General features: G+C 59.5%; 13 protein-coding genes. 9 read left to right on the forward strand and 4 right to left on the reverse strand.

The features are described from left to right. Nucleotides 1-109: 109 nt before the first annotated feature. Complete coding sequence (locus P3T17_RS22380) at nucleotides 110-1,201, forward strand: porin (protein ID WP_429408930.1); 1,092 nt, start codon at nucleotides 110-112, stop codon at nucleotides 1,199-1,201. A gap of 69 nt (nucleotides 1,202-1,270) precedes the next feature. Here the strand turns inward: P3T17_RS22380 and P3T17_RS22385 are convergent, their stop codons facing one another. Then, nucleotides 1,271-2,197: a LysR family transcriptional regulator gene (locus P3T17_RS22385; RefSeq protein WP_429408931.1), complete on the reverse strand. Its 927-nt coding sequence runs from the start codon at nucleotides 2,195-2,197 to the stop codon at nucleotides 1,271-1,273. Between the two features lie 187 nt (nucleotides 2,198-2,384). On the opposite strand from P3T17_RS22385, the gene P3T17_RS22390 reads away from it, so the two are divergent. The 6 genes from P3T17_RS22390 (at nucleotide 2,385) to P3T17_RS22415 (ending at nucleotide 7,672) form a co-directional block, all read left to right on the forward strand. Beyond that, nucleotides 2,385-3,737, forward strand: coding sequence for an amidohydrolase family protein (locus P3T17_RS22390; RefSeq protein ID WP_429408932.1), 1,353 nt, complete (start codon nucleotides 2,385-2,387; stop codon nucleotides 3,735-3,737). A 61-nt stretch (nucleotides 3,738-3,798) separates the two neighbouring features. Continuing rightward, entirely contained in the window at nucleotides 3,799-4,998 is a 1,200-nt protein-coding gene (locus P3T17_RS22395) for an arabinose transporter (protein WP_429408933.1), read from the forward strand. Nucleotides 4,999-5,064: 66 nt separating this feature from the next. Beyond that, nucleotides 5,065-5,835, forward strand: a complete 771-nt coding sequence (locus P3T17_RS22400; RefSeq protein ID WP_074267829.1) for an SDR family NAD(P)-dependent oxidoreductase — start codon at nucleotides 5,065-5,067, stop codon at nucleotides 5,833-5,835. A gap of 237 nt (nucleotides 5,836-6,072) precedes the next feature. Next, nucleotides 6,073-6,519 (forward strand): Ohr family peroxiredoxin, encoded by a 447-nt coding sequence (locus tag P3T17_RS22405; protein ID WP_429287900.1) that lies wholly within the window; start codon nucleotides 6,073-6,075, stop codon nucleotides 6,517-6,519. 110 nt (nucleotides 6,520-6,629) lie between these two features. Then, on the forward strand, nucleotides 6,630-7,076 hold the full coding sequence (locus P3T17_RS22410; RefSeq protein WP_429287901.1) for an OsmC family protein: 447 nt from the start codon (nucleotides 6,630-6,632) through the stop codon (nucleotides 7,074-7,076). 137 nt (nucleotides 7,077-7,213) lie between these two features. Continuing rightward, nucleotides 7,214-7,672: a MarR family winged helix-turn-helix transcriptional regulator gene (locus tag P3T17_RS22415; RefSeq protein WP_074267826.1), complete on the forward strand. Its 459-nt coding sequence runs from the start codon at nucleotides 7,214-7,216 to the stop codon at nucleotides 7,670-7,672. 168 nt (nucleotides 7,673-7,840) lie between these two features. Here P3T17_RS22415 and P3T17_RS22420 read toward each other — a convergent pair whose 3' ends face one another. After that, nucleotides 7,841-8,233 (reverse strand): tautomerase family protein, encoded by a 393-nt coding sequence (locus P3T17_RS22420; RefSeq protein ID WP_429408934.1) that lies wholly within the window; start codon nucleotides 8,231-8,233, stop codon nucleotides 7,841-7,843. Nucleotides 8,234-8,379: 146 nt separating this feature from the next. Between P3T17_RS22420 and P3T17_RS22425 the strand changes: the two genes are divergently transcribed. Next, nucleotides 8,380-9,285, forward strand: a complete 906-nt coding sequence (locus tag P3T17_RS22425; protein WP_429408935.1) for a LysR family transcriptional regulator — start codon at nucleotides 8,380-8,382, stop codon at nucleotides 9,283-9,285. A gap of 75 nt (nucleotides 9,286-9,360) precedes the next feature. Here P3T17_RS22425 and P3T17_RS22430 read toward each other — a convergent pair whose 3' ends face one another. Next, nucleotides 9,361-10,500, reverse strand: a complete 1,140-nt coding sequence (locus P3T17_RS22430) for a Gfo/Idh/MocA family protein (RefSeq protein ID WP_429287904.1) — start codon at nucleotides 10,498-10,500, stop codon at nucleotides 9,361-9,363. Nucleotides 10,501-10,505: 5 nt separating this feature from the next. After that, entirely contained in the window at nucleotides 10,506-11,267 is a 762-nt protein-coding gene (locus P3T17_RS22435) for a sugar phosphate isomerase/epimerase family protein (RefSeq protein WP_429408936.1), read from the reverse strand. Nucleotides 11,268-11,566: 299 nt separating this feature from the next. Between P3T17_RS22435 and P3T17_RS22440 the strand changes: the two genes are divergently transcribed. Further along, on the forward strand, nucleotides 11,567-12,598 hold the full coding sequence (locus P3T17_RS22440; protein WP_429408937.1) for a LacI family DNA-binding transcriptional regulator: 1,032 nt from the start codon (nucleotides 11,567-11,569) through the stop codon (nucleotides 12,596-12,598). Nucleotides 12,599-12,702: the final 104 nt, after the last annotated feature.

Here is a 12,702-nt window from a genome sequence, read left to right on the forward strand (position 1 = left end):
AATGATTGAATTTTTATCCGCCCATTTCATTAGTAGTACAAATATTTTTTGGATTTCCCTTAAATCAATAACTTGTTCGGAAGAGCAACAACCGGATTGGAGACAGGGCATGGCAATCTTTGGACGTACTGTGGCAGGCGCGATCGTGGCACTTTCCGTGACCAGTTCCGCCAACGCGCAATCCAGCGTGACCTTATATGGCATTGCGGACACCGCAGTCCAGTACATCAGCAATGTCGGAGGACATGCCCTGTTCCAGGAGGAAAACACGCACTCCCCCGACATTTTCGGCATCAAGGGAGTTGAAGACTTGGGCGGCGGGCTACGCACCGTCTTCGATCTGCAGAACGAGTACACGCTGAACAATGGCGAGGCGCTGGTTCCCGGCACGCTATTCAACAGAAAGGCATACGTCGGACTGCAGTCGGACACCTATGGCACGTTGACGCTCGGTCACCAACCCAGCTTCATGTATGACGTTCTGTCCAGCTATCAAACGCCCTTTATCCTGGGGAACATTCTCTCGCTTCACCAAGGCAACCTCGATGAGATTGCCAACTTCTTCCAGTTCAACAATGCGGTGAAGTATGTGAGCCCGACCATCGGCGGGTTCTCCTCGGGCGCCGAATTTGCATTCGGAAATGTGGCCGGCAATTTCAGCGAGAGCAGGGACTACTCGCTCTTTGTCCAGTACAAGGGCGGACCTCTGAGTCTGGCCGCCACGTACGCGAACGAGAACAATCGCTTTCTGGAGCTCTCCAGCGCTATTGGGCTTCCTTCGCTGTTTGGCACCTCGCTTCCTCAGGCCGAGGGCGTTGTTGCCAATAAGCTTGTCAATTGGGGACTCGGAGCGTCGTATCAGTTTAAGAATGTGCTTCTGCACACCACGTTTACGCAGTCGCGCATCACCTTGGCAACGGGCCAGGGTAACGCCAACACCGTGGACGCTGGTGTGAACTGGACGATCGTACCCGACGATGTCATCGCGATTGGCGGATGGGTGGAAAATCTCGACGGCGGTGACTGGAAGACCATTACCCTTTCAAACTCGTACCTGTTCTCGAAGCGAACGACGGTCTACCAGCAAGTGACCTATCAGCATGCCTCGGGCACCAACGGCATCGCTTCGCTCACGGGAGCTGGCGTGGCATCCGGCCGGTCAGTGACCGCCATCTCGGTTGGTATTCAGCATTTCTTTTAGGAGTGCAATATTTATGTTTTGCACATTCCCCCCGCCCAATGCGCTCCGCCGCTCAGCCGTCGATCATACTCAGGAGGACACCGGCGCCGTGCGCTGCCCATGGCAGAGCTCCCAGCAAAACTCGAGAAATGCCTCGACCGCTGCGGGAGGTAAACGCCGCGATGGCCGGATAGCATAAAGCGGAAAGGTCTCGCCCGGCCAATCCGGGAACAGTTCAACCAAGGCGCCGCTTGCAAGCAAATGCTGCACGCCAAGGGCCAGGACCTGCGCCACCCCTGCGCCGGCCACACACGCTCCGACCATCGTATCGACGTCCGTTAGCGTAAGCCTGCCTGTCGTCTCGACAGGCAGGATCTCCTTGCCACGGTGAAATTCCCAGTGAAACGGTTTGCCGTGCTGTGGATCGATGTACTGGATACAGTCGTGCCCGACGAGTTTCCCAGGCGTCGCGGGGCGCCCATATTTCTTGATATACGACGGCGACGCCACCGTCAGCACACGGGTTTCGAGCAACAGCCGGGAGGACATGCTCGACGCCGGCTGCGGCCCGAACCGCACCGCGGCGTCGATGCCTTCCGTCACCAGATCGCCCGCATCCGGTAGCTGCACCACCGTCAGGGCGAGGTCAGGATAGCGCTCGGTGAATTCCGGCAATCTCGGCGCCAGAACGTTGCGGGCAAACACGGGATTCAGGCTGACCCTTAGTGTCCCGCGAACCGTCACCGCCGCGCCTGACACCACATTCGCGGCGTCCTCGATGCCGGAAAGATGGGGCGCCGCCAGTTCGTAGAGCCGGGCGCCCTCGCCGGTCAGGTGCAGCGCCCGCGTCGTACGGTCCAGCAACCGTACCCCCATGCGCGCTTCGAGCCGCGAAATCGACCGGCTCACGCCTGAAGCCGACAGCCCAAGCACCTCGCCCGCCCGCGTAAAGCTACCGGTCTCGACGACGGCCGCCAGCACGCTCATCCCTGCAAGCAATCTTCCGTCAAAGCTCATTTGCGTCTCGCCTTTGATTCATCTTTGATTTTTAGCATAAATCATTTGAACGACCCTATCTTAATCAAAAGTCGCGGGACGCCTATCTTCCCATCAACGACGCGTCACAGTGGCCGCCGCCACCCGGAAGTACGGCTCCGCACCGCCCTTTCCGCCGTCGTCGATAACCCACCCGGAGGAGTTCACCATGTCTGGCACTGCACGCACCATCCTTTTTAAGGGCGGCACCATCGTCACGATGGACCGCAACGTTCCCAATCTCGCAACCGGCGACGTCCTGGTCGAGGGCGACCGCATCGTGGCCGTCGGCGCCAGTCTGAAGGCCGATGACGCCGAAGTCATCGATGCCGCCGGCAGCATCGTCCTGCCCGGCCTGATCGATGCGCACCACCATGCATGGCTCGGCGTCATGCGCCGGATGATGCCCGACGTCGACGATCTATTCGCCTACATCGATGTCGTCGCCGAGACGCTGGGCTCGCAATATCGTCCGCTCGACATGTATCTGAGTACGCGCCTGACGGCGGTCGCTTCGCTCGACGCCGGCATTACGACCATCATCGACGCCTGCCACAGTTCGCGCAGCCCCGAGCACACCGATGCAGCGCTCGAAGCACTCGACTCGGCCGGCATCCGGGCGCTGCATATGGTCGGTGCGGCAATGGACAAGAAAGCGTCCAATGCCCATCTGCCACAAGATCTCGAACGCCTCGCACTTAACTGGAACGCTGGGGCGGACCGGGTGCGGGTTGGCCTCTTCGGTCAGCTCAATCTCGACTGGTGGAAAGTCGCACGCCGGCTCGACATGCAGATCCTGACCGAGTTCATCGGCGATCTCGCCAAACTCGGCCCTGAATTCGCCGAGCCTGGGGTGCTGGGCGCGCACAACATCTTCAATCACTGCACACGTGTCCCGCAAGAAACGTGGAAGCTGTTCGCGGATGCGGGCGTGAACGTCACCGTCAATCCCCGTTCGGATGCGCTATTCGGTTTCGACGACGATAGCTTCGCGTATCAGCAGGCGATCGATCACGGCCTCACACCGGCGCTCGGCATCGACCTCGACACCGCCTTCGGCAGCGATCTGTTTGGTGAGATGCACGCCCTGTTCGGGCAGCAGCGCGCAGCCATGCGGTATCGCCGATTCCGTGGCGAGGCCGACGCTCCCGCGCCGATCTCGGTAGAGGCGGTGCTGCAAGCCGCGACGATCAATGGCGCCCGCGCCGCCGGCCTGGAACGTTCGATCGGCTCGCTGACGCCGGGCAAGCAGGCCGACATCATCATGGTGCGCACCAACGGCGTGGCCGTCTTCCCGGTGAACAACGCGATCGGCACAGTCGTCCAGGCTGTCGAGCGGTCAGATGTCGACACCGTGATGGTTGCCGGCCAGTTGCGCAAGCAAGGCGGCAAGCTGATCGACGTCGATCTGGCAAAACTGTCGGCCGAGGTGACCGCGTCCCGTGACTACCTGCTCGACGCGAGCGGCTACCGGAGCGAACTCTTTGGGACGTCCGCTTCCTCTTCTGGCACTACTGCCTGAGCGTGTTCGGCCGCTCTTCGCGGAGCGGCCTTCTCTCACGATTGCCAATCTGGAGTTAATCATGCCATCGCTTACCGTGAAGACGATAGGCCAGGCCGACGCCCCACCGGCTCATCTGGCTCGTCCCTCCCTCGCCGTCATCGCAATGCTGTTCTGCGGTTACCTCGCAGTCGGTTTGCCGCTTCCCGTCATTCCGCTCTTCGTCCATGACAAGCTGGGTTTTAGCAACCTCGTCGTCGGACTCGTGATCGGGATTCAGTTCCTTGCCACCGTACTGACCCGTGGCTACGCCGGTCACGTGACCGACCATCACGGCGGCAAGCGGTCGGCGTTGCAGGGCGCTGCCTTCTGCGCCCTGGGTGGCCTGCTCTATCTGGTCTCGGCCACCAAAGGTCTCTCGCCGGCGGTCAGTCTTGCCATCGTGATTGCAGGGCGTCTGGTGGCCGGGCTCGGAGAAAGCCAGTTCGTCACCGGCTGCGTGTCCTGGTCGATCGCCTCGGTAGGCCCGCAACGCGCGGGAATGTCGATGTCCTGGACTGGCATCGCGATGTTCGCAGCACTGGCGATCGGTGCGCCCGTCGGCATGAGCCTCTATCAGCAATTAGGCCTTCAGGCCGCGATGGCGGCCTGCATCGCCGCACCGCTGCTCGCTGCCGGTATCGCCTTCGGTGCAACCTCGTACGTTTCGCCGGCCGGCCAGCGACTGCCGTTCTATCGCGTGATCAGCCAGATCTGGCGAGAAGGCTTGGGCTTGATGCTGCAAGGCGTCGGGCTGTCCGGGCTGACGGCGTTTGCTTCGCTCTACTTCGCGATGCGTGGCTGGGGCCATGCCGGGCTCGTCATGACTGCGTTCGGCGTTGGCTTTATCCTGATGCGGATGGTGTTCGGCCATCTGCCCGATCGCATCGGCGGCTACCGTGTGGCTCTCTGGTCACTTGGCATCGAAGCCATCGGCCAAGCCGTACTGTGGGCAGCGCCGTACGAGATCGTCGCGCTCGCAGGTGCGTTTGTCACCGGTCTTGGCTGCGCGCTGGTGTTTCCGGCCCTTGGTGTCGAGGCGCTCAAGCGCGTGTTGCCCGCGAATCGCGGCAGTGCGATGGGCGCTTTCGTCGCCTTCCTCGACATTGCCTACGGCATTGCCGGGCCAGCGGCGGGTCTTGTCGCCGGCCACTTCGGATATGCCGCGGTCTATCTGCTCGGCGCGGCAAGCGCGATTCTTGGAGCGGTCCTCGTTCTGATCAGCCGCCGCTCCGCACGTTGAGCATCCCATCCCCGGAACCGGCGACGACCATGTCGCCGGTTCGCCATCCAGTACAGGAGAATTCACATGACACGCATATTCATTTCCGGTTCGTCCACGGGCCTCGGCTTCATGGCGGCCCAACTGCTTGTGGCGCAAGGACACCAGGTTGTCCTGCATGCCAGAAACGCCGCCCGCGCAGAAGTTGCCCGGCGCGCGCTACCTGAGGCCGAGGCCGTAGTCGTGGGCGACCTTGAAACCATTGCCGGCGCCAAGGCACTTGCTGCGCGCGTCAACGAACTCGGCCGCTTCGATGCGGTGATCCACAATGCCGCGGTCGGCTACCGCGAAGGCCAGCGCCTCACCACTGATGGTCTGCCGCACGTCTTCGCGATTAACACACTATCCGCGTATATCCTGACCGCCCTGATCGAAAAGCCGGAGCGGCTCGTCTATCTGAGTTCGGGGATGCACCACCACGCTGACGCCAATCTCGACGACATCCTCTGGCGCAAGCGTCGCTGGAACGGATCCGCAGCCTATGCCGAGAGCAAGCTGCATGATGCCATGTTGGCATTTGCGATCGCCCGTCGCTGGCCCGATGTTTTTTCCACCGCGCTGGAACCTGGCTGGGTGCCTACCCGGATGGGTGGCCCCGGTGCGCCCGACGACATGGATCAGGCACATCGCACCCAGGCCTGGCTCGCCGCCAGCGACGATCCGCAAGCCAAGGTGACCGGGCAGTACTTTTACCACCTGCACCCACTCGCTCCCAACCCGCAGGCGGATGATCCCGTTCTCCAGAAGCGGCTCATTGCACTCTGTGAAGATCTGTCCGACGTCCGTTTGCCGGCATAAGCACTCGCTTGCGCGGCCGTGTTTTTGCATGATCAGCCCTCAGACCTGCCGCTCACGCCGAGCGGCAGGTCTGACTGCTTCCGGGACGCAGGTTCTCATCGCTGCCTATCACAAATCGCATGCGATTAAATCTTATACGCTTGACAAAGAAAACGCTCTCGCCCATCATGCGGCTCATGCGATTACATCGCATGCGATCTAAACCACCTAACCCCCGTATTCACGAAGGAATCCGTCATGAGCAAGATCGAACAAGTCCTCCACTCCGGCAACAGCCACGCTACAATCAATCGCGCCCCTAATGCCCGGCGCGGTGAGCACGGCGCGCTGGATCTCAAACTTTCAGCTCCCGGCGCTGAAAACCGCGAATTCATCGCTACCGGACTGCACCCAAGAGCCGAGCAGCTGTTTTCGGGCGCGTGGTCGGCCTGTTACATCAGCGCGTTCGAGATTGCAGCCAAAATGAAGAAGGTCACGCTGCCGTCCGACTATTCCGTGGACATTCAGGTCAGCATTGGGTCGGTCGGTACCGGGCATTGCCTCGGCGCCCAGTTCACCATCCGCGCGCCGGATCTGGCAGCCGACGTTGTCGAGTCGATCGCGCACCTGGCTCATCAGATCTGCCCGTACTCTAAGGCTGTGCATGGCAACATCGAGGTCGGACTGAACGTCGTCACGCAGTGACCGGATAAGGCTTGCGGATCTCGCCAGGTACCTCCCCTAATATATCGCACGCGATCAAATCGCCTGCGCCTTAAATTAACGTAACACCCTTATTCACCAAGGAATCCATCATGGAAAAGATCGAAAAAGTCCTCGCCTCAGGTAACACTCACGCCACGGTCAATCGCGACCCCAGTGTCCAGCGCGGCGAGTTTGGTGTCTTCGACCTCAAGCTGTCTGCGCCCGGCGTTGAAAGCCTCGATTTCATCGCCACCGAGCCGCACCCGCAAGCCGAGCAGCTGTTTGCGGGCGCGTGGTCGGCCTGTTACACGACCGTGTTCGGAATTGCAGCCTCGATGAAGAAGGTCACGCTGCCGTCCGACTATTCCGTGGACATCCAGGTAAACATCGGACAGACCGGTGCAGCGTGGTTCCTCGGCGCCGAGTTCACCGTCCGCGTGCCGGGTCTGGCACCGGAAGTCGTCGAGGAAATCGCGCACCTGGCCCATCAGATCTGCCCGTACTCGAAATCTGTGCGCGGCAACATCGAGGTCGGCACGACCATCGTCACGGTGTAATCCGCCAAGGCACGTGCATCTCGCTGAGGCACGTGCCTTCATTTTGGGGTATTCACCATATTGCGATATAATCGCATGCGATGTATATTTGTTCGTATGTCTTGTGAAACATCAGGCTCCAGCCAAAGAGGATGCAGATGAAAACTACCAATCCGGCGCTCGCTGCGGCTGCACCGCTGTCAGACTACCTCTGCTTTGCGATCTACTCCGCGAACCTGGCGTTCGGCAAGGCATACAAGCCGATGCTCGAGGAGCTTGGGCTCACCTATACCCAATACATCGCGATCGTTGCGCTTTGGGAGGAAGACAACCCAACCGTCAGCGGTCTGGGCGAGAAGCTGTTTCTCGAATCCAACACGCTCACGCCGATGCTGAAGAAGCTCGAGGTGATGGGCTATCTGGAAAGGCAGCGCGATCCTGAAGACGAGCGTCAGGTGCGAGTCAGGCTCACGAAAAACGGTCGGCGGCTGCGCGAAAGAGCCCTGACCATGAGTCTCAATGGGGCGACCGGCCTCGCGCCAGATGAGTTCGCCAAAGTACAGAAGGCGATCGTGGCGCTGCGGAACAATCTTATCGATTCAGTTCAGGCAATTTAGTACCCTTTGAAATCAGGTTTGCGCCCCTGTTCGTCGGCTTGTTTGCCCTCCTTGAAGCCTCTGGTATGAAACGGGCGTGCGAATACTGTCGATCCGCCGCCAGGAAATGACCGATCCGGTGTTGTGGGCATTGCTTTGGTCGGGGTTAAGGTCGTGTCGATCCCCCAATCACTCCTTCGGCGCATATTGCATTTCGCCGTTGCCGAAGGACCAGTCTTCCCGCGCGACGTCTACGAGGTTTATCACGATGTCCTCCTTTCGAACGCCCGTTTTCGCGTGAATACGGTCCGCGATCGCCTTGTAGAACGCCTTCTTGACCTCTGTCGTGCGGCCCGCATTCCACGTCACCTGAATGAATATGATGGAAGCCGAGTAAGTCATACCCAGATAGCCTTCGGCCGGATAGATCAGTTCGTCTTCAGCGTGGCGCGTGACAATCTGAAACTTGTCGTTTCGCGGCACGTTGGCGATCTCCACCATCGCCTGATAGACCGTCTCGCTCACTGCCTGTACAACTTGTGGTGTGGCATTTCTTGAGAGGTTGATGCGTACGAGAGGCATTCGATTGCTCCTGCAAATGACGGCATGGCGTCGTTGGTCAGTGCTCGCCAGTCATTGAACTGGCGCGCGAAGTGAGATCAGGTTAAGCTTGCTCACAACTTTCCTCAAGAGAATAAATGTCATGTTAAACATGACACATTGGAATTATGATCGACGACCTGAAAACGTTCGTGACGGTGATCGATGAGGCGTCTTTGACGCGTGCGGCAGACATCCTCTGCGTGTCGCAGTCGGCCATTTCTAAACGCGTCCAGCGGCTCGAACAATTGCTTGGGGTCGAACTGTTCGACCGCGACTCGAAGCCACCCCGGCCCACTGCGCTCGCAAATCGCGTGTACGAACAGGCCGTGACGTTGCTTGGCGCCTGGTCGCATCTGCTCGATGTTGCTCACGAGGGCGCTGCACCGTCTGGCACTTTCCGCTTCGGCCTGCCGCACGCGGTGGCCGATGCCACGCTGTTTGACGCGGTGTTAAAGATGAACGAACTGTTCCCCGCGCTGGAGATCAGGTTGCACACGGAATGGAGTCCTGCCTTGCAGCAGGCGACGGAACAGGGTCAACTGGACGCTGCGGTCTTGATGCTTCCCGAGGGCACGGGGCTACCCCACGGACTGACGGGCCGCCAGATCGTTACGTTCGAGGTGAAAGTCATCCAGAGCGCGGATAAGCCGCTGGTCAAGCGTAAGAGTTCGATACAGTCGTTAGTCGCGCATAGCTGGATTCTCAACCCGGACGGCTGCGGATATAGGGCGGCCCTTGAACGCTCGATGGAAGCCGCTGGCCAGCGGCTCAGGATTAGCGTCGACACTCAAGCAACGAACACACAGTTGCGGCTGGTCGGTGCTGGCATGGGGCTCGGCCTCGTGCCGCTCGACGTGTTGCGCACGAGTCCGTATCGCGACCAGCTGGAGATCCTGGACGTCAGCGATTTCAAGCTGAGCCTGGGCGTCTGGCTGGTTTATCCACGTCAGACGGGTAACCTGAAACCTGCTATAGACGCATTGACGGAATCGCTTTGTGCGTCGTTCGAGCGGCAGGCGGCTAAAGTTTAGTAGTCCATTCGCTAACCTCTATCACTCCCTTCACGATACAAACCGAACCGACTGTCATTGGTGCCGTTGACTTCTTCAGGCCATCAGCCGCATCGCATCCTCCCCGGTGAGCCGAGGCGAGCGGCTGCAAGAGCTCCTCAGATTGACGGTGCCGTTGCTAGCCGCGGCATCTTCGATGGCCAACATCGTTTCAAGGACGTGGAATGCGAATTCGCCGTTGCACCGGTGAACCACACCGGCCTGGATCGCCGAAGCCATGTCAGCCAGCCCGAGTCCCCGATAACAGCTGGAACGGCATACGCCATCGCCAACCCAGTCACGGTTGAAAGCGCCGAAGGGCATCGTGTTCGTGTGGATACTACGAAAGCTTTTGGCGCCCACTGACACGGCGACCTCGCCGCTGAACGAATTCGGATCAGCCAGCCGCAGCGTACCCTCCGTTCCGTGAAGCTCAATCGGACGAAGATCGCTATTCCAGACGTCCCAGCTAGCGAGCAGTGTGACGTGAGCGCCGCTGGCGAACGAGAGCAAGGCATGCAGAGTGGTGTACGTCTCCACTTTGATCACGTCACCCTTCGTTGGCCCTTCCGTCGTCACGACTCGCTCCGGGTAGCCGATCGTGCCCGATGCCTTCACGCTCGTGACCGGCCCTAACAGGTTGACCAACGTGCTCACATAGTACGGCCCCACATCGAGCACCGGTCCGCCACCCTTCTTGTAGAAGAAGCTGGGGTTCGGATGCCAATGCTCCATACCGTGGCTCTGCACCGTGGCGAGGCCTGACACAACCTTGCCAATTTCCTGAGAGTCGACGATCGCGCGCCCCGACTGGACTGCCGGCCCGAGAATCGTATCGGGCGCGGAGCCCACCCTGACACCACGCTGCCGCGCAGCATCCAGAATCGCAGCCCCTTCTGCCAACGTTACCGCCAGCGGCTTCTCGGTATAGATGTGCTTGCCTGCGGCAATCGCCATGAGGGAGACCTCGGCGTGCGCGTTGGGCACCGTGAGGTTCAGGACCACGTCGATATCGTCGCGGCCCAGCATCGCGTCAATCGACATCGCCTCGAGGCCGTAGAGCGCAGCCTTACGCTGCGCAAGTTCCGTATTGAGGTCCGCGCATGCGACATAGCTCAGGTCGCGAAAGTGCACCGCATTCCTGATATACGCATCAAAGATGTTTCCGCAACCAATCACGCCAATGTTGATCTTCATGTCGTTCACTCGCTGACGAGAGCCCGGAAAGCTGCCGCGCTGTTCTTTGCAAACCTGATCCAGTCGCCAGGACGGTCGTGTTCGAGAACAGCCACGCGCGGCTCCGCGCGGTTGACCACGGGCCAGATGCGCCTCCAGTCCACCACACCCACTCCGAGGTCAGCCCATCCATCCTGTTCAAGGTTCTGGCCCTGCGGCGCGATGTCTTTCACATGCACCGCCACCAGACGGTTCGAGTACTTCTCGAGCCATACCAGCGGGTCGGCACCTGCCCGGATAACCCACGCCACATCAAGCTCCAGGCCAACGCTGTTGCCTTCAAAGATGTGCTCAACCGGAAACGAACCATCCGGTAGCCGGATGAACTCGAAGTCATGGGTGTGCCAGGCAAACGTCAGACCGGCCTTGGCGAACTTCTTTTGAAGGACGGCCAGCCGTGCTCCCAAAGCCTTCCATCCGTTCGCATCCGTTGGGCGCAATGACGGGTCGAGCCATGGCGCAATCACAATCTCGATACCAAGAGTATTGGCAATGTGAATCGCTTTCTCTGTATCGGCTTCGAGCATCGACAGATCAAAGTGACCACTGAGCGCCGACAAACCGTTGGCGTCCAGTTCCTTGCGAAACTCAATGGGGTCGGCGTATAGGGCACCAAATGGCTCTACGTTCTCGTAGCCCAGCTTCGCAAGCTCAGCAAGCTGTGTCTTTAGCGGAACCGTATCGCGCGCTGAAAACATCTGAAAAGACAGTGGATAGGATTTTTTCATTGCTATCTCCCGACTTTAGAACCTGGGTTCATTTCCGAGCGAGGACGCTGTGGTGACGTCACCATATCGGGATCGAAGAAAAGCTGCAAGGCCTTTTTTGACGGCGATGGTGACGTCACCACCCCATTTCTGTTCATGGCAAAATTCGGTCGGGTTGCAAAGTCCGCCGGAAGGCCGTCCGGCGGGTTCGATAGACTATGCTGCACAGCAGCGCAGCACGACCGCGCGCAAACACGAGTAGTGAGGTCCAATTTGTTTGTAAAGACAAAATCATGAACGCACGAGCCAGTCGCGCAACGATGACGGACGTCGCCCGGGAGGCCGGCGTCTCCGCTTCGACCGCGTCACGAGTCGTTTACAACAACGGGTATGTTTCCGAAGAGAACCGGGCGCGGGTGCTGGCAGCCGTCGAAAAGGTCGGCTACAGACCCAACATTCAGGCTAGAAGCCTTCGGAACCAGCGTAGTTACACCCTCGGCCTTGTGATCGACTCCGCGACCAACAACGCGCACTTCGCACACATCTCACACGCGATGCGCATGGAGGCCGCCGCCGCAGGTTATTCGCTGTTGACTGTCGATCATGAATATAACGTCGACCTCGAACGGGACGGGCTCAAACATCTGCTCGACCACAACGTCGAAGCAATTGTCGTGTGCCACCCATTCATTTTGGAGAACTACGATATCGTCCGCGACGCAGGGATTCCACTCATCCAGATTGAGCGCGACAACCTTGGCGACGTGCATCGGGTCGGCATTGACCCCACACCTGGAATTGAAGAGGCGGTCAGGCATCTGGTCAGGTTCGGTCACCGGTCGATCGGGTATGTAAGCGGCACCAGCACGAGAGAGGCGGGTCCCCACAGAAACTCAAGCGTCGAAGAATGCCGCATTGCTTCGTTTACCAAGGCACTGCTGCAACATGATGTAGACCATAAGCACTGCACAATCAGAACTGTGCCTTATGACCTTGTGATTCCGAACGCACCGCTTCATGGATACACGCTTGGCATCGAACTACTGTCGCGCCCACACTATCCCACGGCGCTAATCGTCGGCGCCGATGTTCTTGCCGCCGGCATTCTTCAGGCAGCGCAGGAGTTGAACATTGCAGTGCCGCAACGGCTGTCGCTCATTGGCTTCGACGACAGCATTGCGAGATTCCTCGCCCCTCCGCTTGCGACCATTGTGCAACCGTACACTGACATCGCTCGCCACGTCCTCGATATAACGTCCGGTCTCGGCACGCCCACTCCAGGCTCTCTCCAGCAGCGAATCGCCAAAACTCACTTTCTGCCGAGACGGTCTACTGGAACCGTAGCCCTATAACCTGCAGAAGACATCGGAATGCCCGAGAGGCATTGACTGGCGGTTTCGAAGTCGTTTCCCAGAAGCATTGTCATTAAAAATGCCCTGCAATCTTGCCGATGTAG

This window comes from Paraburkholderia sp. GAS82 (assembly GCF_050436285.1).
Taxonomy (GTDB): domain Bacteria; phylum Pseudomonadota; class Gammaproteobacteria; order Burkholderiales; family Burkholderiaceae; genus Paraburkholderia; species Paraburkholderia phenazinium_B.

Bases quoted from the DNA above. Each gene is read 5' to 3' on its own strand.
- P3T17_RS22435 (WP_429408936.1), bottom strand. From the start codon at position 11,267: ATGAAAAAATCCTATCCACTGTCTTTTCAGATGTTTTCAGCGCGCGAT.
- P3T17_RS22390 (WP_429408932.1), top strand. From the start codon at position 2,385: ATGTCTGGCACTGCACGCACCATCCTTTTTAAGGGCGGCACCATCGTC.
- P3T17_RS22440 (WP_429408937.1), top strand. From the start codon at position 11,567: ATGACGGACGTCGCCCGGGAGGCCGGCGTCTCCGCTTCGACCGCGTCA.
- P3T17_RS22420 (WP_429408934.1), bottom strand. From the start codon at position 8,233: ATGCCTCTCGTACGCATCAACCTCTCAAGAAATGCCACACCACAAGTT.
- P3T17_RS22400 (WP_074267829.1), top strand. From the start codon at position 5,065: ATGACACGCATATTCATTTCCGGTTCGTCCACGGGCCTCGGCTTCATG.
- P3T17_RS22425 (WP_429408935.1), top strand. From the start codon at position 8,380: ATGATCGACGACCTGAAAACGTTCGTGACGGTGATCGATGAGGCGTCT.
- P3T17_RS22430 (WP_429287904.1), bottom strand. From the start codon at position 10,500: ATGAAGATCAACATTGGCGTGATTGGTTGCGGAAACATCTTTGATGCG.
- P3T17_RS22405 (WP_429287900.1), top strand. From the start codon at position 6,073: ATGAGCAAGATCGAACAAGTCCTCCACTCCGGCAACAGCCACGCTACA.
- P3T17_RS22410 (WP_429287901.1), top strand. From the start codon at position 6,630: ATGGAAAAGATCGAAAAAGTCCTCGCCTCAGGTAACACTCACGCCACG.
- P3T17_RS22385 (WP_429408931.1), bottom strand. From the start codon at position 2,197: ATGAGCTTTGACGGAAGATTGCTTGCAGGGATGAGCGTGCTGGCGGCC.
- P3T17_RS22415 (WP_074267826.1), top strand. From the start codon at position 7,214: ATGAAAACTACCAATCCGGCGCTCGCTGCGGCTGCACCGCTGTCAGAC.
- P3T17_RS22380 (WP_429408930.1), top strand. From the start codon at position 110: ATGGCAATCTTTGGACGTACTGTGGCAGGCGCGATCGTGGCACTTTCC.
- P3T17_RS22395 (WP_429408933.1), top strand. From the start codon at position 3,799: ATGCCATCGCTTACCGTGAAGACGATAGGCCAGGCCGACGCCCCACCG.